Origin of the sequence: Micromonospora sp. NPDC000121, assembly GCF_042899165.1 — a bacterium.
In the GTDB taxonomy this organism is placed as follows: Bacteria; Actinomycetota; Actinomycetes; order Mycobacteriales; family Micromonosporaceae; genus Micromonospora.
This window is the reverse complement of record NZ_JBIAZP010000016.1, coordinates 1-20,283: the sequence shown is the minus strand read 5'-3', so window position 1 is coordinate 20,283 and position 20,283 is coordinate 1. Positions and strand designations below refer to the sequence as shown.

The 20,283-nt window shown below is 72.3% G+C and carries 25 protein-coding genes and 2 pseudogenes; 12 read left to right on the top strand and 15 right to left on the bottom strand.

Translation table 11 applies throughout. The annotated features are described in order from the left end of the window. Positions 1–11 precede the first annotated feature (11 nt). Positions 12–767 carry an SDR family oxidoreductase gene (locus ACFY23_RS30025; RefSeq protein WP_350676935.1) on the top strand — a complete coding sequence of 252 codons (756 nt, stop codon included), beginning with the start codon at positions 12–14 and terminating at the stop codon, positions 765–767. A 74-nt stretch (positions 768–841) separates the two neighbouring features. On the opposite strand, the pseudogene ACFY23_RS30020 reads toward ACFY23_RS30025, so the two are convergent. Beyond that, a pseudogene (locus ACFY23_RS30020) lies at positions 842–1,084 on the bottom strand (GNAT family N-acetyltransferase); the annotation flags it as partial. Between the two features lie 20 nt (positions 1,085–1,104). Here ACFY23_RS30020 and ACFY23_RS30015 point away from each other — a divergent pair. The 3 genes and pseudogenes from ACFY23_RS30015 to ACFY23_RS30005 form a co-directional block, all read left to right on the top strand. Further along, positions 1,105–1,338 (top strand): annotated as a pseudogene (locus ACFY23_RS30015) (NADPH-dependent FMN reductase); the annotation flags it as partial. Beyond that, entirely contained in the window at positions 1,335–2,348 is a 1,014-nt protein-coding gene (locus tag ACFY23_RS30010; RefSeq protein WP_350676937.1) for an ATP-binding cassette domain-containing protein, read from the top strand. The pseudogene ACFY23_RS30015 and the gene ACFY23_RS30010, both read left to right, overlap by 4 nt. Further along, a complete protein-coding gene (locus tag ACFY23_RS30005) occupies positions 2,345–3,202 on the top strand; it encodes an ABC transporter permease (protein ID WP_350676939.1) in 858 nt (285 codons plus the stop codon). Before ACFY23_RS30010 ends, ACFY23_RS30005 begins: the two co-directional genes overlap by 4 nt. A gap of 65 nt (positions 3,203–3,267) precedes the next feature. On the opposite strand, the gene ACFY23_RS30000 is transcribed toward ACFY23_RS30005, so the two are convergent. The 5 genes from ACFY23_RS30000 to ACFY23_RS29980 all read right to left on the bottom strand — a co-directional run bounded on the left by ACFY23_RS30000 (position 3,268) and on the right by ACFY23_RS29980 (position 6,680). Beyond that, the gene (locus ACFY23_RS30000) at positions 3,268–4,578 is read right to left on the bottom strand and encodes a hypothetical protein (RefSeq protein ID WP_350676941.1); all 1,311 of its coding nucleotides are present in this window, start codon (positions 4,576–4,578) and stop codon (positions 3,268–3,270) included. Next, on the bottom strand, positions 4,575–5,099 hold the full coding sequence (locus tag ACFY23_RS29995; RefSeq protein ID WP_350676942.1) for a SigE family RNA polymerase sigma factor: 525 nt from the start codon (positions 5,097–5,099) through the stop codon (positions 4,575–4,577). The genes ACFY23_RS30000 and ACFY23_RS29995 overlap by 4 nt, the downstream gene beginning before the upstream one ends. 218 nt (positions 5,100–5,317) lie before the next feature. Beyond that, positions 5,318–5,719: a hypothetical protein gene (locus ACFY23_RS29990; RefSeq protein ID WP_350676944.1), complete on the bottom strand. Its 402-nt coding sequence runs from the start codon at positions 5,717–5,719 to the stop codon at positions 5,318–5,320. Next, complete coding sequence (locus ACFY23_RS29985; protein WP_350676946.1) at positions 5,716–5,976, bottom strand: hypothetical protein; 261 nt, start codon at positions 5,974–5,976, stop codon at positions 5,716–5,718. Before ACFY23_RS29985 ends, ACFY23_RS29990 begins: the two co-directional genes overlap by 4 nt. Positions 5,977–5,993: 17 nt before the next feature. Continuing rightward, positions 5,994–6,680, bottom strand: a complete 687-nt coding sequence (locus ACFY23_RS29980) for a hypothetical protein (RefSeq protein ID WP_350676948.1) — start codon at positions 6,678–6,680, stop codon at positions 5,994–5,996. A gap of 239 nt (positions 6,681–6,919) precedes the next feature. Here ACFY23_RS29980 and ACFY23_RS29975 point away from each other — a divergent pair, with 239 nt between their 5' ends. Next, positions 6,920–7,141 (top strand): hypothetical protein, encoded by a 222-nt coding sequence (locus ACFY23_RS29975; RefSeq protein WP_350676950.1) that lies wholly within the window; start codon positions 6,920–6,922, stop codon positions 7,139–7,141. Positions 7,142–7,177: 36 nt separating this feature from the next. Beyond that, positions 7,178–7,498: a GYD domain-containing protein gene (locus ACFY23_RS29970; RefSeq protein WP_350676952.1), complete on the top strand. Its 321-nt coding sequence runs from the start codon at positions 7,178–7,180 to the stop codon at positions 7,496–7,498. Between the two features lie 100 nt (positions 7,499–7,598). On the opposite strand, the gene ACFY23_RS29965 is transcribed toward ACFY23_RS29970, so the two are convergent. Further along, a complete protein-coding gene (locus ACFY23_RS29965) occupies positions 7,599–8,237 on the bottom strand; it encodes a TetR family transcriptional regulator (protein WP_350676954.1) in 639 nt (212 codons plus the stop codon). Between the two features lie 83 nt (positions 8,238–8,320). On the opposite strand from ACFY23_RS29965, the gene ACFY23_RS29960 reads away from it, so the two are divergent. Continuing rightward, positions 8,321–9,253, top strand: a complete 933-nt coding sequence (locus tag ACFY23_RS29960; RefSeq protein ID WP_350676972.1) for an oxidoreductase — start codon at positions 8,321–8,323, stop codon at positions 9,251–9,253. A 131-nt stretch (positions 9,254–9,384) separates the two neighbouring features. Here the strand turns inward: ACFY23_RS29960 and ACFY23_RS29955 are convergent, their stop codons facing one another. Next, a complete protein-coding gene (locus ACFY23_RS29955) occupies positions 9,385–9,513 on the bottom strand; it encodes a hypothetical protein (RefSeq protein ID WP_350676956.1) in 129 nt (42 codons plus the stop codon). Between the two features lie 67 nt (positions 9,514–9,580). Here ACFY23_RS29955 and ACFY23_RS29950 point away from each other — a divergent pair, with 67 nt between their 5' ends. Beyond that, on the top strand, positions 9,581–9,781 hold the full coding sequence (locus ACFY23_RS29950; protein WP_350676957.1) for a hypothetical protein: 201 nt from the start codon (positions 9,581–9,583) through the stop codon (positions 9,779–9,781). Positions 9,782–9,924: 143 nt separating this feature from the next. Here the strand turns inward: ACFY23_RS29950 and ACFY23_RS29945 are convergent, their stop codons facing one another. After that, positions 9,925–11,256 (bottom strand): AAA domain-containing protein, encoded by a 1,332-nt coding sequence (locus tag ACFY23_RS29945; RefSeq protein WP_350676958.1) that lies wholly within the window; start codon positions 11,254–11,256, stop codon positions 9,925–9,927. 181 nt (positions 11,257–11,437) lie between these two features. On the opposite strand from ACFY23_RS29945, the gene ACFY23_RS29940 reads away from it, so the two are divergent. Further along, a complete protein-coding gene (locus ACFY23_RS29940; protein ID WP_350676959.1) occupies positions 11,438–14,731 on the top strand; it encodes an NACHT domain-containing protein in 3,294 nt (1,097 codons plus the stop codon). A 57-nt stretch (positions 14,732–14,788) separates the two neighbouring features. On the opposite strand, the gene ACFY23_RS29935 is transcribed toward ACFY23_RS29940, so the two are convergent. Further along, positions 14,789–15,031 (bottom strand): hypothetical protein, encoded by a 243-nt coding sequence (locus ACFY23_RS29935; RefSeq protein ID WP_350676960.1) that lies wholly within the window; start codon positions 15,029–15,031, stop codon positions 14,789–14,791. Between the two features lie 141 nt (positions 15,032–15,172). Between ACFY23_RS29935 and ACFY23_RS29930 the strand changes: the two genes are divergently transcribed. Continuing rightward, positions 15,173–15,628: a hypothetical protein gene (locus ACFY23_RS29930; RefSeq protein WP_350676961.1), complete on the top strand. Its 456-nt coding sequence runs from the start codon at positions 15,173–15,175 to the stop codon at positions 15,626–15,628. A gap of 20 nt (positions 15,629–15,648) precedes the next feature. Here the strand turns inward: ACFY23_RS29930 and ACFY23_RS29925 are convergent, their stop codons facing one another. The 5 genes from ACFY23_RS29925 to ACFY23_RS29905 all read right to left on the bottom strand — a co-directional run bounded on the left by ACFY23_RS29925 (position 15,649) and on the right by ACFY23_RS29905 (position 18,023). Beyond that, positions 15,649–16,047 (bottom strand): GIY-YIG nuclease family protein, encoded by a 399-nt coding sequence (locus ACFY23_RS29925; protein WP_350676962.1) that lies wholly within the window; start codon positions 16,045–16,047, stop codon positions 15,649–15,651. A gap of 110 nt (positions 16,048–16,157) precedes the next feature. After that, positions 16,158–16,403: a DivIVA domain-containing protein gene (locus ACFY23_RS29920; RefSeq protein ID WP_350676963.1), complete on the bottom strand. Its 246-nt coding sequence runs from the start codon at positions 16,401–16,403 to the stop codon at positions 16,158–16,160. Further along, a complete protein-coding gene (locus ACFY23_RS29915; RefSeq protein WP_350819479.1) occupies positions 16,403–17,473 on the bottom strand; it encodes an FAD-binding oxidoreductase in 1,071 nt (356 codons plus the stop codon). The genes ACFY23_RS29920 and ACFY23_RS29915 overlap by 1 nt, the downstream gene beginning before the upstream one ends. Beyond that, on the bottom strand, positions 17,470–17,763 hold the full coding sequence (locus ACFY23_RS29910) for a hypothetical protein (RefSeq protein WP_350687266.1): 294 nt from the start codon (positions 17,761–17,763) through the stop codon (positions 17,470–17,472). Before ACFY23_RS29910 ends, ACFY23_RS29915 begins: the two co-directional genes overlap by 4 nt. Beyond that, on the bottom strand, positions 17,760–18,023 hold the full coding sequence (locus tag ACFY23_RS29905; RefSeq protein WP_350687265.1) for a hypothetical protein: 264 nt from the start codon (positions 18,021–18,023) through the stop codon (positions 17,760–17,762). Before ACFY23_RS29905 ends, ACFY23_RS29910 begins: the two co-directional genes overlap by 4 nt. Positions 18,024–18,255: 232 nt before the next feature. Between ACFY23_RS29905 and ACFY23_RS29900 the strand changes: the two genes are divergently transcribed. Together ACFY23_RS29900 and ACFY23_RS29895 are read left to right on the top strand one after the other, a co-directional pair. Then, the gene (locus ACFY23_RS29900) at positions 18,256–19,506 is read left to right on the top strand and encodes a helix-turn-helix transcriptional regulator (protein ID WP_350687263.1); all 1,251 of its coding nucleotides are present in this window, start codon (positions 18,256–18,258) and stop codon (positions 19,504–19,506) included. Next, complete coding sequence (locus ACFY23_RS29895; RefSeq protein WP_350687261.1) at positions 19,503–20,006, top strand: flavoprotein; 504 nt, start codon at positions 19,503–19,505, stop codon at positions 20,004–20,006. The genes ACFY23_RS29900 and ACFY23_RS29895 overlap by 4 nt, the downstream gene beginning before the upstream one ends. Positions 20,007–20,283 lie beyond the last annotated feature (277 nt).

Below are 20,283 nucleotides of genomic sequence, written 5' to 3'. Positions count from 1 at the left end.
GGGTCGACGGCATGACGACGAAGATGATCGCCCTGGTCACCGGGGCCAACAAGGGAATCGGTCTCGCCACCGCCCGGCAGCTCGGCGCGCGCGGGATGACCGTGCTGGTCGGCGCCCGGGACGCCGAGCGGGGCCTGGCCGCCGAGCGGGAGCTGCGCGACGGCGGGGTCGACGCCCGCCACGTGCCGCTGGACGTGACCGACGACGGGTCGGTGGCGCGCGCCGCCAAGCTGGTCGAGGAGGAGTACGGCCGGCTCGACGTGCTGGTCAACAACGCCGGCATCGTGCTCGGCGACGGCGACCGGTCGCTGCCGAGCGAGGCCACCGTCGCCACGCTGCGCCGGGTCTACGAGACGAACGTCTTCGGCGTGGTGGCGGTGACGAACGCGCTGCTGCCGCTGCTGCGCCGGGCGCCGGCCGCGCGGATCGTCAACGTCTCCAGCGAGGTCGGCTCGATCGCGGTGATGACGGACCCGCAGGGGGCGTTCTTCGAGCTGACCTCGGTGCCGTACCCGTCGTCGAAGGCGGCGCTGAACATGGTCACCGCGATGTACGCCAAGGAGCTGCGGGACACCCCGATCAAGGTGAACGCGGCCAACCCCGGCTACTGCGCCACGGACCTCAACGGGCACGGCGGCTTCCGCACGGCGGAGCAGGGCGCGGAGGTGAGCGTGCACCTGGCGACGCTGCCGGCGGACGGGCCGACGGGGCTGCTCTGGGGTTACCAGATGGACGCCGGCGGGGGCTACGGCGTGCTGCCCTGGTGACCGCTGGCCGCATACCGGGCCGGCTCCCACGATCCGATCCACTGATCGCGCTCCCCGGTCGGCCCTCGCCCCGACTACGTGGTCAGGTCGAGGCGCCAGTCGTTGGAGCGCATGAGACGCCCGGGCGGGTACTCGAACTCGGTCTCGCCGAGCAGCGTGAAGCCCGCCTTGCGGCAGACCGCGTTGGACGGGGCGTTGTCAACCGACGGGTACGCGTGCGCGAAGCGGTGCGTCCGCCGGGCGCGGGCCACGGCCACCGCCGCCCGCACCGCCGCGGTCGCCAGCCCGCGGCCCTGGTGCCCGGGCAGGATCGCCCAGCCCGTCGTGGTCTTCCCCCGCGTACAACCACAGCTTCCCGGCGTCGTTGAAACAGGCGATCGACAACGCGTACGACGAGTGGCACGCGAAGCCGGTGGGTTTTGTGTCGTACGGCTGTGGTTCGGTCGGCCTGCACGCCATGTACCGGCTCCGGACGGTCTTCACCGCCCTGCACGTCGTGACGATGCGCGGCGGCCGCGCCGCGCCCCCCGTACGTCCTTTGAAGATTCGTGAAGAAGGGAAGGGATCGTGAACAGACGCAGCACCGGCCTGGCCATCGAGGCCGAGGGCCTGACCCGCTCGTTCGGGGACACCCGGGCGCTGGACGGCCTGGACCTCGCGGTGCCCGCCGGCACCGTCTACGGGGTGCTCGGCCCGAACGGCGCCGGCAAGACCACGGCGGTGCGGGTGCTGGCCACGCTGCTGCGCCCCGACGGCGGGCGGGCCCGGGTGTTCGGCCACGACGTCGTCCAGGAGGCCGACGCCGTGCGGGCCCGGGTCAGCCTCACCGGCCAGTACGCCTCGGTGGACGAGGACCTGACCGGGCTGGAGAACCTGATCCTGCTCGGTCGGCTGCTCGGGTACGGCAAGCCGGCCGCGCGGCAGCGGGCCGCCGGGCTGCTCGCCGCGTTCGGGCTGACCGAGGCGGCCGACCGGCAGGTCAAGAAGTACTCGGGCGGCATGCGGCGGCGCCTCGACATCGCCGCGAGCATCCTCAACACCCCCGACCTGCTGTTCCTGGACGAGCCGACGACGGGTCTGGACCCGCGCAGCCGCAACCAGGTGTGGGAGATCGTCCGGGCCGTGGTGGCGCACGGCACCACGGTGCTGCTGACCACGCAGTACCTCGACGAGGCCGACCAGTTGGCCGGCCGGATCGCGGTGGTCGACCACGGCCGGGTGATCGCGGAGGGCACCCCGGGCGAGCTGAAGTCCTCGGTCGGTTCCGGCACCATCCACCTGCGACTGCGCGACGCGCACCAGCGGCCCGAGGCGGAGCGGTTGCTGCACGCGGTGCTCGGCGTGCCGGTGCAACTCGAGCCCGACCCGGTGGCGCTGACCGCCCGGGTCGGCGGCGAGGGCGGCGACCTCGACGCCAGCGAGCAGGCCGCCCGGGTGCTCGGCGACCTGGCCCGCGCCGGCATCGTCGTCGACAACTTCTCTCTCGGCCAGCCGAGCCTGGACGAGGTATTCCTGGCCCTGACCGATCACCCCGCGGTCGGCGCCGACGAGCGGGACGCGCAGCTGGAGGCAGCCCGATGAGCAGCGACGCCACCACCACTACCGGGCCGGCCCCGTCGGTCTACGTACCGTCGGCGGACGCGCTGGCGACCGTCCTCGCGCCCGGCGCCCGGCCGAGCCGGCCGAGCCCGCTGTCGGCGTCGCTGACGTTCGGCTGGCGGGCCCTGCTGAAGATCAAGCACGTGCCGGAGCAGCTGTTCGACGTGACGGCGTTCCCGATCATCATGGTGCTGATGTTCACGTACCTGTTCGGCGGCGCCCTCGCCGACAGCCCGCGGGACTACCTCCAGTTCTTCCTGCCCGGCATCATGGTCACCAGCGTCGTGATGATCACCATGTACACCGGGGTGGGCCTGAACACCGACATCGAGAAGGGCGTCTTCGACCGGTTCCGGACGCTGCCGGTGTGGCGGCCCGCCGCGCTGGTCGGCATGATCTTCGGCGACGTGCTGCGCTACGTGCTGGCCGCCGTGGTCATCCTCGGCGTCGGGCTGGTGCTGGGCTTCCGTCCCGACGGCGGGCTGCTCGGCGTGCTGGGCGGCATCGGCCTGCTGGTGGTCTTCTCGTTCGCGTTCTCCTGGGTCTGGACGTTCTTCGGCCTGGTGCTGCGCAGCGAGAAGTCGGTGATGGGGGTCAGCATGATGGTGCTGTTCCCGCTGACCTTCCTGAGCAACGTCTTCGTCGATCCGGCCACCATGCCCGGCTGGTTGCAGGCGTTCGTGAAGGTCAACCCGATCACCCAGCTCGTGGCGTCGGTGCGGGCCGTGATGTCGGGTGCGTCGGACGCGTCGAGCACGATGTGGACGCTGGCGTGGAGCGCCGGGTTCGTGGTGGTCTTCGGCGTCCTGACCATGTACCGCTACAACCGCCGCTGATTCGCGAAACGGGCAACGGGCACCGCCACGGCCGTGGTGGTGCCCGTCGTCGTTTCCGTGGCCGGTCAGGGGCCGACGGGGACGGTGGCGATCTCGCCGTCGGCGGCGGTGACGCGCACGTCGGTGGCATCGGCGGGCAGCAGCGCCGCGTCCCGCCCGGCGTCCTGCCACCGCCCGGCGCCGACCCGGTAGCTCAGCGTCGCGCCCTCGGCGGCGACGAGGACACCCTGCGCATCCGGCAGCCGCAGCCGCACCGGCAGCGGCGCCTGCCAGTCGGCGAACCCGCTGGCCGCCGCCTGGAAGGGGGCGTTGCCGCGGGTGAGCAGGGCGATCACGCGGGCGGGGTCGTCGTCGTACTGGATGGTCTGGAGCAGTAGCCGCCGACCGTCGGGCGTGGCCCCGTAGACGGTCAGCCGCGGCGCATCCCCCTCTCGGTGGGTACCGCCGGCGTCGATGTAGGCGGCGAGCGGGTCCGTGTCGTGAGCCGCCAGGGCAGCCTGCCTGGCGGGTTCGGGGCCCCAGGCCCGTTGCGCGCCCGGCAACGTGTGGGTGAGCTGCCGCGGTTGAGGGCTGCTCTGCCCGTCCGGGAAGAGGATCTGGCTCGCATTGCTGATGTGCACGGCGTTCCTGAGGCTGACCGGCGGCCGCGACAGGGCGACGGTCACCTTGCCGTGCTGCGACGGCACCGACAGGACAGCGGCCCCGTCCCGGAACGTCACCCGCTGGAAGGTGCGCTCGATCCGGCCGTCGGCGGCGTACCGGAGCGTCGGGGAGAACTCCACCGGGTCTCCGAAGTCGAGCAGAACCAGCACGTCGCGACTCGGTCCGAGCAGCACGGCCTGCGAGTTGCCGTCCGTGCCGGCCTCGCTGAGGCTCTCCACCCTCATGACCTGCGGCCCGTCGGCGGTCGGCTCGACGAACGCGGCCAGGCCGATCACGCGTTCGCCGGGCGGCTCCCACACCACCGATTTGCTGATCGCCCGCTGGACGACATAGGCGGCGGGGCCGGCCGGGGTGCTGCCCGCCCAGACCACGTGCGGTTCGCCCGGGAGGTCGGCGTCGGCCTCCCTCATCCGCTGTTGCCACGCCTCCCGCGCCTGCCGCAGGTACCCTTCGTCGCCGGCCAGATCGCCGCGGGTGGGCTCGTCGAACAGCGGCGAGGCGACCTCGACCGCGGGCCCGTCGTGCGACAGGCGCAGCGCACCTCCGACGGGTACGGCCAACACGGCCGCGCACGCCGCGGCCAGCACCACCCGACGTCGCAGCAACCGGCGACGCCCGCCCCGACGCACGTCGTCGAGCAGAGTCGGCGGGCCGGTGAGGCCGTCGGTCACCCGATGCAGGACGGCCCGGACGTCACTGTCGTTGATGCTCATCGCGAACTCCTGGTGCCGGTCGGGAGGGGCAGGACGAGACTCGATCCGGCCAGCGCCTCCCGGAGGCGGGCCAGCCCACGGGAGGCGTGGCTCTTCACCGCTCCCTCGGAACAGCGCAGCGTCGCCGCGACGTCGGCGACCGACAGGTCCTCCAAATACCGGAGCACGACAGCGGCGCGCTGCCGGGGCGGCAGGGTACGCAGCGCCGCTACGACCGCCTGGCGCAGCGCGATGTCGTCGGCGTGGTCGCGGGCGACCCCGTCGTTGTCCCCCAGCGCCTGCTCCGGCCGCCGGGCGCGCCGCCGCCACCGGTTGATCGACCGGTTCACCAAGGCCCGCCGGGCGTACGCCTCCGGGGAGATCCGCACCCGGGGCCACCGCACGTACACCTGCTCCAGCACCTCCTGGAGCAGGTCCTCGGCCGCGTGCCGGTCACCGGTCAGCAGGTAGGCGACCCGCAGCAGCGCCACCGACCGGGTACGGACGAAGTCGTCGAACTCCGCGCCACGCGTGTCCCGCATCTGGCCTCCTGATCTCGTCAGTCAGCAAGACACCGCAGCGGGCCGCGAGGTTTACCCGCCCTTTCGGGTCAGCGGTCGCCCCGGGAGCCAGAGGTGCCGGGGCAGCGGCTGAACGCCTGCGACCGTAGCGGAACCGTCGGACATCCCGCCGCCTCCGGCCCGTCTGCCGGAAGGTCGACCGACGCCGAAGGCGGGCGAGGACGTCGGGCGGCACCGGGTCAGCGGGCGTCGGTGACCACGTGGGAGCAGGCCGCGCAGGCCGCGCGGCCCTGCTCGGCGTACCACCGGCAGGTCCGCCGGATCGCGCAGCGCGGCAGGTCCGCCTCGGCCGGGCCGGCGGTGTCGCGGTACGAGGCGGCGACCCGTTCGCCGAGGCCGCAGTGCTCGCCGGTCCAGAAGCCGCACTTCGCGGTGACGCACGGGCCGGCAAGCCGGTAGCGGGACTCGACCGGCTCGTCCGTGCCGGCCTGGGCGAGGGCGACCTCGGCCGGGAGCGGCGGCGTGACGTAGGCGACCCGACCCGCCGGAGTGATCATGCCGAGGAAGACCGTGGCGTTGGCCGCGGGGGTGCTCGGGCACATCCGCTCCGGCGGGTCCGGCCGGTGGACGGGGTCCGTCACCGCTGCATCCAGAAGCCGAGGTCGTTGATCTTCTGGCCGAGTTCCTCGGCGAACGGGCCGTCGATCAGCCACAGCCCGTACCACTCGGGACGGAGCTTGATGTTGGCGTGCCCGACGGCGAGCGGGTTGGTCAGCTTGCTGCCGGCGACGGAGAGCGCGTTGAGGCCCGCCTTCTGGATCTCGCTGGCGATGAGGCTCTGCTGGTCGGGGGTCAGCTCGACGCCGTCGACGACGAACCGGAATTCGCTGCGTGCCATGTCCTTACCTCCACAGATCAGTACGATTCGGTCCGCAGCCCGCGCCGCAGACTCGCCCTGGTGAATGCCGCCCAGCCGGAGCGGGAGGCGGGGTCAACCCCGTGCCCGGCTCGGCGCGCGTGCGCCCGCCAGTTGGTCGCGTCGGCGGCGCGCAGCCCCCACATCTCACGGCAGGCGGTGACGGCGAACGCGACCTGCTCCGCCGAGCCCGTCCAGCCGGCGGGGCCGTCGGTGACCCGCAACGCGCCGCCGGCCTCGACGCGCACCGACGGGAAGTGGTGGTGCAGGCTGGCGAGGGTCGCCAGGTGGCCGGCGTCCACCCGCCCGGCGGTGAAGGCGTCCCGCGTCTCGTCGTCGCGGCTGATCCGGATCGTGTGCAGCGTGAACGCGTCGCCGGCCGCGGTCACCGTGCCCTCGACCTCCACCGGCGCACTCCAGCTCCGGGGCGAGTTGGCCGACCAGAAGGCCAGCCAGGCGTCGAGGCGTTCGTGGAAGTCGGCCTGGAAGCGGGCCGGCCCGCCGGCCAGCCGTGCCGTGGCGACCCGGTCCCGGGCCACGAGGGGCTGGGCGGGTCGCGCCGGGGATGCTCCCCCGGCGGGTGGTGCGGCGTGTGCGGCGCTCGCCCCGGCGACGGTGACCGCCGAGGCCGCGGCGGCGCCGAGCAGGATCCGCCGCCGGGACGGTGAGGTGATGGGATTGGTCATGGTCCGCCTTTCATGGACGGCCTTTCCCGGTCACGCTATCGACCGACATTGATCAGATGAATCGTCGTTCTATCGGTAGACCGACATGAATTCCGGTGATCGACGGCGGCGCGGATCCGGGTCTTGTGCTGCCGGTCGGCTTTCCGCCCGGACGGGGTCGGATGCCCGCTTCTCGCCCGCTGTCGTCGGCCGACTGCGCGGCGAGGACTAGCCGCCGGAGGACCGGGTACGCGCGGCGCATGGGTAGCCACAAGGAGAACAAGCACGATCCCGGCGGCGAGTCGGCGCGCGGCCGGCGACATCCCGGCAGCGGGGCGCCCGGCCACCAGGGCTCCTCCACCGAGCACTCGCCGAAGGCCCGTCACCTGCGCACCGCCAGCGGATCGTCCGGCAGCGAACGCGACCAGGGACGGGCCAAGGTCGAGGGCGCACAGCGGGTCCAACGACAGGGATCGAGCTGATCCCTGGGCGACGATTTTCGGGGAGGTGATGGCGGCGTGGCCAAGTTCCTGCTGAAGTCGACCTACACGATCGACGGAATCAAGGGGCTCACCGCCGACGGCGGCACCAAACGCGCCGAGGTCGTCCGGAAGACGATCGAAGGCGCCGGCGGTCGGATGGAGTCGATGCACTTCGGGTTCGGCGCGGACGACACCTACGTGGTGTGCGATCTGCCCGACCACAAGACCGCCGCCGCGGTAGCCATCGACATCCGGGCGGCGGGTGGGGTGGACACCCGGGTCACCCCGGTGCTGACCCCGGAGGAGATCGACGAGGCGACCCGGGAGCGGGTCGAATACCAGCCCCCGGGCCGGTGACGGCTGGTTCGGCCAGCGGATCAGGTGGCCGACGAGGTCGTTCGCGTCGCCACCGCCTCCTGCCACCCGGGCCCGCGGCGCCGGCCCCTCGACGGCCGGTCTACCGCGGTTCGCGTGCGTCGGCGGCTCGCCCCTCGACGGCGTCCAGCGCCGGGGCGATGACCGCGAAGGCCCGGTCGGTGAGGTCGGCCAGGTCTTCGGCGCCGTCGCTGTCGCTCCAGCGTTGCAGCACGGCGTCGAAGGCGCTCAGCGCCATCCCGGCGGCCAACCGTGGGTACAGGTCGGTGTCCGGGTCGAGCCCCAGGCGGCTTCCCAGCACCGCCGCCAGGTCGTCGCGCCACTGCGCCTGACGCTCCAGGAAGCGGGCGAGCAGGGCGGGGGTACGCAGGATCAGCTGGACCACGCGCAGCGCCCTGCCCGGATGGTCGGCGCAGGCGGCGATCGGCACCCAGACGGCGTGCCGCAGCGCGACGGAGGGCGGCTCCTCGACGGGTCGTGCCGCCAGTTCCGCCTGGATGTCGGCGCCCATGCCGGTGAGGAACTGGACGACGACGTCTTCCTTGGATGCGAAGTAGCGGAAGAACGTACGCCGGGACACGCCGGCGGCGGCCGCGATCTCGTCGATGGTGACGGCGTCGAACCCCTTGAGTGCCAGCAGTTGCAGCGCCGCTTCGGTCAGCTCGTCCGAGACGAGCTGACGTTTGCGTTGGGCCATGGTCACTTCCGGCTTGGCGCTCATGGGCCGATGTTAAACCATGCCATGCATGACACCCCGGCAACTTATTGACACTGAGTGCCACCGGGGACATGATGTGCCGCATGATGCGGAAGGGCTGGACCATCGAGAGGATCCCGGACCAGACCGGTCGGGTGTTCGTCGTCACCGGAGCCAACAGCGGCCTCGGCCTCGCCACCACCAGGGCGCTCGCCCGCCGCGGCGGCCACGTGATCCTCGCCGTACGCGACGAGGCGAAGGGCCACGCGGCGGTCAGGGACATCGCCGCCGAGCACCCTGACGCGAGCCTCGAGGTACGCCACCTCGACCTGGCCGACCTCGACTCGGTCCGCGCCTTCGCCGACCGGCTGCGCGCCGACCATCCCCGCCTGGACGTGCTCGTCAACAACGCCGGCGTGATGGCGCCGCCGCGGTCGCTGAGCGCACAGGGCCACGAGTTGCAGTTCGCCTGCAACCACCTCGGCCACTTCGCGCTCACCGGGCTGCTGCTCGACCTGCTGACCGCCGGACGCGACCCCCGCGTGGTCACGGTGAGCTCGATCAACCACCGACAGGGGCGGATCCGGTTCGACGACCTCACCGGCGAGCACGGCTACTCGCCCATGGCCTTCTACAACCAGTCCAAGTTCGCCAACGCCGCCTTCGGGTGGGAGCTGCACCGCAGGCTGACCGCCGCAGGCAGCCCGGTCCGCAGCGTCCTCGCCCACCCCGGCTACACCGCCACCAATCTGCAGACGAGCGCGCCGGTCGGCCCGTGGCGGGTCGTGCTCGGCCGCATCGGCAACCCACTGTTCGCCCAGGCCCCGGCCGTGGGCGCGCTGCCACAGTTGTATGCGGCAACCGACCCGACCGTGCGGGGCGGCCAGTTCGTCGGGCCGGACGGCCTTGCCGAACTGCGCGGCGGACCGACGCTGGTGCGGCTGTCCCCCGCGGCGGCCGACGTCGAGACCGGCCGCCGCCTGTGGGACCTGTCCGAACAGGCGACCGGCGTGCGGTTCAGCCTTCCCACCACCGCCTAGCGCCGGGCTCACCGCTCCGCGTCCGCGCCCACGGCGCGTCCACCCTGCCCGGCATCCCGACCCGATCGCCGACGCGGCCGCGGCGGACGCGCCCTCGTCGGGCGTGTCCACCGGCCGGGGCTGCGCGTCGGTTACGCCGTCGCGCAGATCGCGTACGTGGTGTTCGACCAGTTGCCGGCGAACGCCTCCGCCTCGTACGCCCCGACGGTGACGGCGGTCGGCGCGGCGGCCACCCCGCCACTGGGCCGGAAGTCGTCCACCCCTATCGCTGCGGAAGGGGTCCCGACGGCGTGTGCAGGCGGGTGATGACGGGTACCGGCGGCCGACATGAGTGAACTTCCGCTGCACATCCTGACCGACGCAGGCTTCACCCCCGACGAGGCGAACTCCGTCGTCGATCACCTCATCAAGGGTGTCGACACCCACGACGGGAAGAGCGAGACCGACCGGATCGACGTCGAGGCGCTCCCGCCGGAGAAGAAGGAGGCCATCGACAAGTTCAACATGGCCGTGGCCGCCGACTTCTAGTCACCAGGGGCGCCGGTCCGTCCCGGCCTGCCGGATCGGGCGGGCCGGGACAGGCTGGCCGGGACAGGCGGGCCGGCTGGAGGCCAACGCCCGGCAGGCGGGCCGGCTGGAGGCCAACGCCCGGCAGGCGGGCCGGGACGGCGTCACCGCGACCGGCCGCCGACAGAGCCGGCGAGCAGCGCGAGGATCGTCTGGTTCGCCTCCCAGCCGTCCGGGAACTTCACCGGCACGTCGAGGTGCACGATCTCGGTGGACGGATGGGCGTCCAGCAGTTCGCCGATGCCGGCGCGCGCCACCACGACGCACGCGTGCCGGTGCCGGGACGTCAACACGCAGAGCCGCCCCGACTCCAGGTGGAACGCAGTGGCGTCCCGCCGCCCCGACAGCGGGTGCAGCACGATCGTCACGTCGTACTCCCGGCCCTGGAGGCGGTTGGCGGTGTCGACGGTGATGCCCGCCCCGGCCTCGCCCAGATGCGCGCGGATGGCCGCGACCTGGTCGCGGTGGGCGGCCCCGACGGCGATCCGGTCCGCGGTGACCGGCGCGCCCGCCGGCGCGTGCTCGGAGACGGCGACCGCGCCGCGCTGCAACACCCGCAGCGCCAGCGCCGCGCACGCCGAGGCGGCCTCCGCATCGGTACGCAGGGTGTGCCGGGCCGGCAACTCGTGCAGCGCCCAGCCGGTGGACGCCGCCAGGTCCACCACCCGGTCCAGCGCGTCCCCCGGCCCCGCCTCGGCGAAGGTCAGCGCCCGGTCGGACGCGGACGTGCCGGCGCGGAACCCGGTGAACGGATAGAACGCCGCCGCCACCACCGGGGCCGCCGAGGCGGGCAACCGCCAGGACACCGGCAGCCGGTGCACCGGCAGCTCCGGGTTGTGCCGCAGCAGCACCGCCACCGCCGACTGCATCGGATCCCAGGTCAGCCCCGTCCACCGCGCCGTCTCCACCGTCGAGAACGGGTCGAGCTGACCGGGGTCGCCGACGAACAGCGCCCGCTCGAACCTGCCGGCCACGCGCAGCAGGGCGTCCGACCGCATCTGGTACGCCTCGTCCACGATCGCCCACGGCCAGGAGCCCTCGGCGACCGTGGCCCACTTGGCGGCCGTACCGATGATGACGGCCGGGCCGCCGAGGTCGGCGACCTTCGCGGCGACCCGGACCGTCTCGTGGCCCTTCACCCGCTCGGACGGCTTGTAGTCGGCGGCGGAGAGCCGGCCGATGCGCAGCTCGGGCACCTTGCGGGCCAGGCGGTCGATGAGGTCGTCGACCTGCTCGTTGGTCTGCGCGACGATGATCAGCGGCTCGCCGGCGGCGGCCAGCTCGACGGCGGCCCGCACCACCAGGGTCGACTTGCCGGCCCCGGGCGGCGAGTCGACCACGACGCCCCGGTGCTCGCCCGAGCGCAGGTCGGCCAGCACGGCCGTGATGACCCGCTCCGCCTCGACGGCCGGCGGCACCTCCAGCTCGACAACCATCGCCCTCACCTTCCCCACGAGGTCCACGGGACATTACGCCAAACGACCGCCGACGGGTCACGGCCGGGCCCGGGGCCGGCGCGGGAATGCCGGAACCGGGCGCTGGCCTGCGGCGACCGCACTAGCGTTGGCGTGGAGTGGAGGGGCAGGCGTCGCCGTCCGGTGGCCGACCATGTCGATCATGGGGGTGTCCATGCACGGGCCGAAACGTGGTCCGGTCTGGGCGGCCCAACTCTGGCTCCGCCAGCGGCGGCGTCGGTGGCGCACCCGACGGGAACGGCAGGCGGAACGCAACCGCCGCCGGCGTACGGACGAGCGGGCCGACCACCGGATGAGCTGGCGGCACCACCGCGGGCTGCGGTGGACGATCGTCGCCATTGCCGGGGTGTTCCTGGTGTGGACCGCCCTCTCCCTGGTCCTGATGATCCTCGACACCGAGCCAGGCTTCCTCAAGGTGTCGAAATGGTGTGCGGGCGAACCGCCGAGGTCGTACTACTGCGGGCAGGTGGAAGGCTTCGTCAAGCCCCCGATGGTCGCGGCGCTGGGCCTGGCGCTCTTCCTCTTCTGGCGATACGTGCCGGTCCGTCGCTGGTACCGGCGCAACGTCCTGCGCAACAGCCGCATCCTGCTGCCCACCGCCGAACGGGACCTCGACCCGAGCAGGGTCGTCGGCCGCGACGAGCTGTGCGAGTTGATGATGCAGCGGCTCCGCGACGAGACGACCCGACGCCCGCTGCTGCTGGTGGGCGGCATCGGCACCGGCAAGACGGCCACCCTGGCACGCCTCGCGGAGATGCTGATGGCCACCGGCGTCGTGCCGATCGGGATCGACCTGCGGACGGTCACCGATCCGGAGAAGCTGAACTTCCACCAGCTCGCCCTCGAACAGTTCCAGCGCACCATCGACACCCAGCTCCACGCCGCCGGCGAGGCGGACCGGATGTGGCGGCGGCTCTGGCTGGACAACCGCATCGTGGTGCTCGCCGACGGCCTGGAGGAGGTCCTCGCCGACGCCACCCAGCCCGCCGACCGGGACAGCGTGCTCCGGGAGGCCGTCCGGGGCGCGGTCCGCGAGCGCCTCCCCCTGGTGGTCGCGTCGCGGCCCGACGACCCGCTGCGCGGGCTGGACGCGCTGCTGCTGCAACTGGAACCGCTCTCCCAGGGCGCCGCCCTGGAGTACGTGCGGGCCCACAGCCGCAGCTCGGACGCCGGGCACCGGTGGGACCGCATCACCGGGCTGGTCAAGGCCGCCGACGTCGCCGACTCACCGTTCTACCTGCGGGTCATCGGGCAGCTCCACGAGGTCGACCGCCTCGACCGGGTCGAGCCGGCAGGCCCCGGCAGGTCGGCGCTGCGCTGGAGCCTGCTGGAGGAGTGGTGTGACGCCACCGTCGCCGGCGACCTGTACGAGGACTACGGCATGCCGCAGACCGAACGGTCCGACGCGATCGAGGTGCTCTCCGCCCTCGCCTGCATCGGGCTGCGCAACAACCGGCTGTCGGTGCGTACGACGGAACTCACCGGCGGCGACGGCACGACCGACGCCGGCCGGGGGTGGATCCTGACCGAGCTGCGCGCCCGGCTGCACAAGCTCAGCGCCGACAACCCGCAGGACATCGGCCTCGCCGAGACCACCGGGGACGCCCTGAACATCGTGGTGAAGCGGCAGGACGGGGTGCGTTTCCAGCACGGGGTGATCCAGGCGTACCTCGGCTCGCGCTTCCTCACCGCCGCCATGCGCGACGACGACTTCCTCACGCAGGCCTTCACCCGCAACCACGGCCCCGGGCGGGAACTGCTGTCCGCCCTCACCCTGCACACCCGCAGCGCGGGCGCGTTCGAACGACTGGACGGGCGGCGCAGCCCCGCCTCCCGGCGAGCCGACCTGCACCGTCTCGCCGACACCGCCCGGCGGGCCGTCGGCCTGCCCACCGGCGGCCGGGACGAGAGGGCCACCCGCCACCGGTCGGCCGCGCTCGTGCGCCGGCTCCTCGACGCGGCGACCGCGACGCGCAACCGCACCCGGGCGCTGGAGATGTTCGCGGCCGCGCTGGAGATGGACGCCGCCACCGGGCACGCCGCGCACCGGCAACTGGCCGACGCCATCCGCCACGCCTGGCCCCGCTACCAGGGCGACGGGTCCGTCACCGACCGCCCCCTCGAAGACGCCAAGATCGCCCTCGTGCACCGGTACGGCGACGCCGCCCGGCAACTCGCCGACCGGCCACCCGAGCCCACCGGGCTCCGGCCGCGGCAGCCCACACCGCAGTACCGCCAGCTGTTCCAGATGATGGCCGACGAGTCGTCGTACCTCCCCCGGCTCGCCGCGGCCCGCGAGATCGCCAGCGGCGGCAACGCGGCCGCCCGCGCGCTGCGCGACCTGCTCGACGAGCCGCCGCACGCGGCCGACGCCACGGGCCGGGAGCGCCTGGAGGAGCTGCGCACCTGGATCGCGCCGTCACTGTTCCTCTACGCCGACGGCGCGCACGCCCCCGGCGAACCGAACTGGCAGCACGTGGCCCGGGAGACCCTGCGCCGCTGGGTGCACCGCCTGGCCACCGACGCCTCCGACGGGGCCCGCGTCTACGAGCTCACCCTCGCCCAGGGCTTCCGGCTCGCCGCCAACTGCCGCACCTACCCGGCGCACCGCAGCCTGCTCGTCGAGGAGGCCGAGAAGGCGCTGCGGCACTCCCGGTTCTGGTATTCCCACCTGGTGCTCATCCAGGCGCTCACCCTGCTGGCCCTTCCCCGCGACCCCGGCGAGACGCTGCACGAACGGGGTCAGGGCTCGGACCCGCGCGGGCTGGTCGCGTTCTGGACCTCGATCGCGGGCGGCGGGCACCGCGCCCCACAACCCGGCAGCGGTACGGCCCACCCGCTCGTCCTCGAGGTCGCGGACCTGTGCGTCGAGGCGCTCATCGACCGCCACCCCGAGCGCCACTGCTGGGTGGACGAGCGGGAGATCGTCGGCCGGGTAGGGGCGGTCAGCCCGCAGCCGGGCATCCGCCGGCTCCAGGACTCCTGGCTACCGCCGTCGCACGGCTGGGCCGTCCTGGAACCGCGGGCCCAACGGCTGCTGGCCGACGTGATGCTGCTGCTCAACCTCGCCGACCGGGGCCGGGACAACGACGAGCGGGCGCGCCGGCTCAGCCGGGCCAGCCGCGCCGACCTGCCCCCGTGCCTCACCATCGACCGCACCGCCATGCGGGTCACCCTCAGCCGCCGCCAGGCCCACGACGTCCAGCCGGGCTCCACCTGCATCGACGACTGCCCGTTCCGGCTGTGCCCGCTGCCACCGAAGGGCGACGAGCTGCCGTACCAGATGGACGAGGCGTTCTGCGCCCACCAGATCGACCTCGTCGGGCGCTGGTTCCGCTCGCCCGGGCGGGCGGACTGGCAGGCGGTCAACCGGGACGACCTGCGAACCTTCTGGCACGAGATGTCCGAGCGCATGGCCCCGGCTTGGCGCAAGTGAGCAGAGGCGCGGCGGGCGCGGGTGGCCATGAACTCCGAGCGGCGTAATGAGCTGCGGTCAGGCCCGCGAGCGGGTGCTGGCCTGGCTCGCCTTGCGCGCCTCGATCTCTTCCATCGTGGTGACCTGATACCGGCGTCGCCCCGGACGCGGCTCGGTCACTGGGAACAGCGCCTCGAACGGAGCCGCATGCTCCGCGCAGCGGTCGGTTTCCGCGGTCCGGCCCTCCGAGACGACCTCGTACGTCTTGGCCTCACGCTGCCTGTCCTGACACACGTCACACACGGTGATGGTGACTTTCACAACCGTTCCTGTTCATGTCGCCGATGCTGCACCGCAGCCTACTGACAGTGGTTGACGTGTTGACCACCCGGATGTTCACTCATCCCGCAGGTTGTTGATCAGCTGGCGCGCCCAGCCAGAAAGAAAGTCGAACGAATCGGGATGCCCGCTAGCAAGATCCAGAATGAGCAAGAGGTCCTGCGATGGTTCGAGGAGGGGCGAAGCTACCAGTGGATGGTGGAGGAGTACCGCCGCAAGTACGGCATCGACACCGTGCCCTCGCTCTGGGGAAACTTCCGCCGACGGCGAGGACTCCAGCGGCGGACGATCCGCAATGACGAGCTGATCCCGTGGCTCCTCAGGGATGAGCACCGGTGGCTCTTCCCGATCCAGATGTTGCGCACCGAAGCGCGCCGTCGCGCCGGCAAGCAACTGCGGGAAGAGGAGAGAGTCAAGCTGGACGCCTGGCTCAGGCGGCTCGCGAGGGAGAACACTGTTCTGCACTACGACCCGGACACCGATGAGGGCTGGTTCTATGTTCCCCGGCGACCAGGCATCGACACGGACATCATCCGGGTGCCCGAGCGCAAGACGACTCCCCGCCCCGCAGCAAGCTGAGGGCCGCCAAGCCCCCGCTCCTACTCTGCGGCAGGGCGGGGCTTCGGGATTTGCCGGTTGAAGCGCGGCTTCAGGGCCAGGACCAGTGCTTCCTTCGCTCCCTGCGGGTTGTCGTCCTTCCGCCAGCGGACCTCGCACCGGCCCAGCCAGTCGGCGATGTCCGTGGCCGTTGCCACCGGGCCGAGCTTGTCGAGCTGTTGACCGACCTGCTGGTGCAGCACCGAAGACTCGCGGTTGCCGGTCAGGTGCTGCCGGAGCCGGTTGCGCAGGTTGCCCGTGAAGCCGACGTAGATGACCTTCCCGTCCTCAAGGACCACGTGCACGCCCGGCGACTGGGGCGCGGCGGCCGCGGCCTCCGTGGTGTACGGCTGGACGGGGGTGAAGTCGGCCAACAGGTCGTCGTGGATGGCGTCGAGCATCCAAGGAGGCTACCGACACCAACGTGCTTCCGTCATTCCACAGTGGGCCCGATCGCCGGGACGGCCGACCGCCGAACGCCCCCTGCCGGCTCATCGGGCGAGACGACCGCTTACCGGCCGGCGTGCCGGGTCTGCCAGGTGCGGAGCGCCTCCTTGATGCGGTGGTTCTCCGCCCGGGTGAGGTCGAGCTGGCGGGTGCGGTCACGCAGCTCGTGGGCGAGGCGGTGCAGCAGGGCGTCGACCTCGTCGACCCGGTAGCCGCGCCGGCAGAGCGACGTGCGCGGCAGCGCGACGCCGAGGACCCGGTCCGGGGTCAGCGGGCCAGGCAGGGCGTGCCGGCTGCGGTAGACGGCCATCAGGGCGCCATCTCCGACGGCAGGTGGATGCGGTCGGCGGGCACCCCGGCGGCGAGCAGCCGCAGCCGCGCGCCGGCCAGCATCGGCGGTGGGCCGCAGACGTACACGTCGTGGTCCGGACGATGGTGGTCGAGGGCGATGGTGAGGGCGTCGCCCTGCTCGGCCGGCTCGGCGCAGGGGTCGTGACTGAAGGCGGGCACGACCGTCAGCCAGTCGTGGGCACCCTGGAGCCGGTCGAGGGCGATCGCGTCGTAGAGGTCCGCGAAGCTGCGGACGCCGACGACCAGGGTCACCCGCCGGGCGTCCGGCGCGGCGGCGACCTGCTCGACCAGGGCGCGCAGCGGCGCCAGGCCGGTGCCACCGGCGACGAGCAGCAGATCTCTGCGCAAGGGCAGGTCCAGGCAGAGGCCGGCGTCGCGCGGCGGGCCGAGCCAGAGCAGCTCGCCGGGCCGTACGTCGTGGACGAGGCTGTGCGAGACGGTGCCGGCGGCGATGGCGCGGACGTGCAGCTCGACGGTGCCGTCCGGGCGCGGGGCGTTGGCCGGGGAGAGCCAACGCCAGCGGCCGGGCCGGCGCGGCGTGCAGACCGGGACCGCCTGGCCGGGCCGGTGGGGCAGGCGACGCCAGGGGCGTACGGTCAGGATCACGACGGTGTCGCACGGCCGGTCGCGGCCGATCACCTCGACGGGCCACCAGGCCGGGCCGTCGTCGGCGCGGGCGGCGGCGTCGCGCACGGCCTCGGCGGCGCGGCGGCCGGCGCGCTCCCACTCTGCGGCAAGCGGCGGCGTCCACAGTGCGCGGGCCTGCCGGGCGACGGCGGCGAGCAGCGCTTCGCCGATGGCGGCCTCGTGCGGCAGCAGGCCGTGCCGGCGGTACGCGCGGCCGAGCACTGTCAGCAGCGCCGCCCGCCCGGCCGGGTTGTCGCCGCCGCTGGTCAGGCGGCCGAGCGCGGCGAAGAGCAGTGGCGCGTCCCGTTCGGGGAGCAGCCCGGGGCGGCTGTCCTCCAGCGTGCACCAGAAGGCGTCGGCGCCCTTGTCGACGGCCGCCTCCCAGGCGGCGGCGAGGTTCACGCGCCCACCTCGTCAGCAAAGGCCCGCCGGGTGCGGGCGACCCGGTCGTCGGGCAGGTCGAGCGCCCACAGGACGCCGGCCAGGTAGTCCATGATCCGCCGGTGCTGCGCCTCCGACAGGCCGAACCCGCGCCACGGGTCCGTCGCTGGCTGACCTTCGAGGGCCGCGGTGAGGCTCGCCGCCAGGTGCGCGCCGAGCCGGTCCAGATCGACCCCGATGAGGTACGGCGACAGCTCGGCGTCCGCCACGACGAGGCGTAGCCACTGGCCGACCGCCTCCTGTGCGGTCATGCCCAGCCGCCCTGCTCGCCCCCGGCTTCGGCCTCGGCTTCGGCTTCGGTGAGGCCGGCGGCTTCCAGGGTGGCGCGGCCCCAGCGGGCGAGGCGGCAGGGGTACGGGACGCGCTCGCTGCGGCACAGCTCGCCCTCCGGCCAGCTCTCCGGCACGTGGGTGCGCACCGCCCGTACGGCGGTGGCGAGGTCCTCGTCGGTGACGGGGGTGAGGACCGGGAAGTCGTCGAGCAGGGTGGTCACGTTTCTGCTGCCCCTCAATTTGCGGTTTGTGGAACGGCACCGGGGCGGGCGGGGGCGGAGCTGCGTCGTTCGGGTCGACGCAGTTCCGGAGCCAGCACCCGCCCCGGGCCATGCGCTTCAGCCTTGTCGCACGGCTGACCAGGGACTACAGCGTTCGAGGGGCCGAAGTGACGCATAAGTGAGGCATGCGCGTACCCGCTCTATCGACGGACTGTTACTACAGTGGCGGCAGACGGAGGGAGAACCGGTCGTGGCCTTGAAACGACACCGGCTGTGCCAGCGGCGGAAGGCGCTCGGTTTCAGTCAGGAGCGACTGGCCGAAACGCTCGGTGTGGAGAGGTCGACCGTCGTCCGCTGGGAAAGCGCCGAGACAGACCCACAGCCATGGCACCGGAGCCGGATTGCTTCGGCACTGCGAATTACCCTCGAACAACTCGACGAGATGCTCGTCGACGTGTCAGTGGCGAAGTGTCGAGGAAAGATGATGGGAGAGGATATCCGCAGTCCCGCGTCGGCAGCGGCCCGTTCAGAGCTCCTGACCGGCGTACGTACGTTCCTCACCAGCTACATACCTGGCCGGTCTGCGGAGCCGCTACGTTCCCTCGTGGAGGTACGCCGGAGCGTGGGTCGGCTCCACCACCTCTACCAGCGTGCAAGCTACAGCTCCACCGCTCGACTGCTGCCGGATGTCCTCAGCCAGGCCACCGACCTGGCGGGGCAGGCGTCCGGGGTCCAGCGCTCCAGCGCGTTCCGGGTGCTGGCCGCTGCCTACATTGCGGCCTCGAAGCTCGCGGTCAAGGTGGGAGATGGCGACACCGCCTTGTTAGCGGCCGACCGGGCATCGACGTCCGCAGGGCTCGCTGGCGATCGCGCTTTGGCGGCAGTAGCCGCTTACCAGGCGGCTTGCGGGCTACTGCGTGCGCCAGGGAGGAGGGACGAAGCCGAGCAGGTCGTGCAGACCAGCATCGCGCAACTCGCTCCCGACACGCGGACGGCCGATCCGGCCCTCCTCTCCGCGCACGGCGCACTGCTGCTCCTGGCTGCCGTGATTGCCGCCGGCCGTGGTAAGCCGAAGGATGCGGCACGAAACCTCGCCGGAGCCGATGGGCTGGCCGAAAAGCTCGGGGCGGACCGCAACTGCTTGTGGACCGGTTTCGGTCCCACCAATGTCGCCATCCACACCGTCTCGGTGGCGGTAGGTGCTGGCAACGTAGGCCATGCTGTCGAAGTCGGAGTCCGGCTCGACACCTCACACCTGCCAACCGTGCTCGTCGGCCGGCGGGCGCAGGTACATGTCGACCTGGCCGCAGCAGCGATGATGGGCACGCCGGACAAATCCGCTGCTGTGCTCCACCTGCTCGAAGCCGAACGGGTAGCCGCGGAGGTGGTACACACCAACATCCAGGCCCGCGAGCTTCTGCTCGACCTGCTGTCCAAGGAGCGGCGGGTTGCTATGCCGGGGCTCCGACCGCTGGCTGAGCGGGCAGGGCTATCGGTATGAGCACGTATCCGGTGTTGGCCCTCGTTGTCTGCGCCGCCCCGCCGGCGCTGCGGATCGGTGAGCTCATCGACCTGCTGATGGATGAGGGCTGGACTGTCTGCGTGACTGCTACGCCGACCGCCGCAACCTGGATCGATCGGGACGCCGTGGTTCAACAAACGGGGTACCCGGTTCGGGTTGAGTGGCGACTGCCCGGCGAACCAGAGCCTCACCCCGCGGCTGACGTGACTGTGGTAGCACCAGCCACATTCAACGTCATAAACAAGTGGGCACTCGGCATCAACGACACTCTTGCTCTCGGCATTCTCAACCAGACTTTGGGCGCCGGCCTGCCCGTATATGCCTTTCCGAACGTCAAGGCAGAACTCGCCGCGCATCCAGCGTACGAAGCGAACCTGCGGCAGCTTGCTGCCGCTGGCGTCTCCATCACTGACCTGGCTCCCGACTTGAACTGGCGCGCTGTTACCAGCAGGACCAGCGAAGCGCGCGGTCGTCGATGATCTACATGCGTGTGAACCACGTTGGCGATTTAAGTCGCCATGAAGTGCTCCACCTGTTGTAAGAGCCCAATGCCCCCCGGACGGGCTGGAAGGACCCAGTCACAATGAGTACCCGATGGCGGGCATACGGCGGAGCAGATGATCCTCAGCTGCAGAAGAGCGAACGATTGATTGGGCGGGGGCTAGTAGTGCTTTGTTAGGTCCGGCGTGTCGGAGGGGTTGCTGAGGGCTGGCGGTAGTGTCATGTCGCGGTGACCCCTCACGAGCTTTCGGTTGT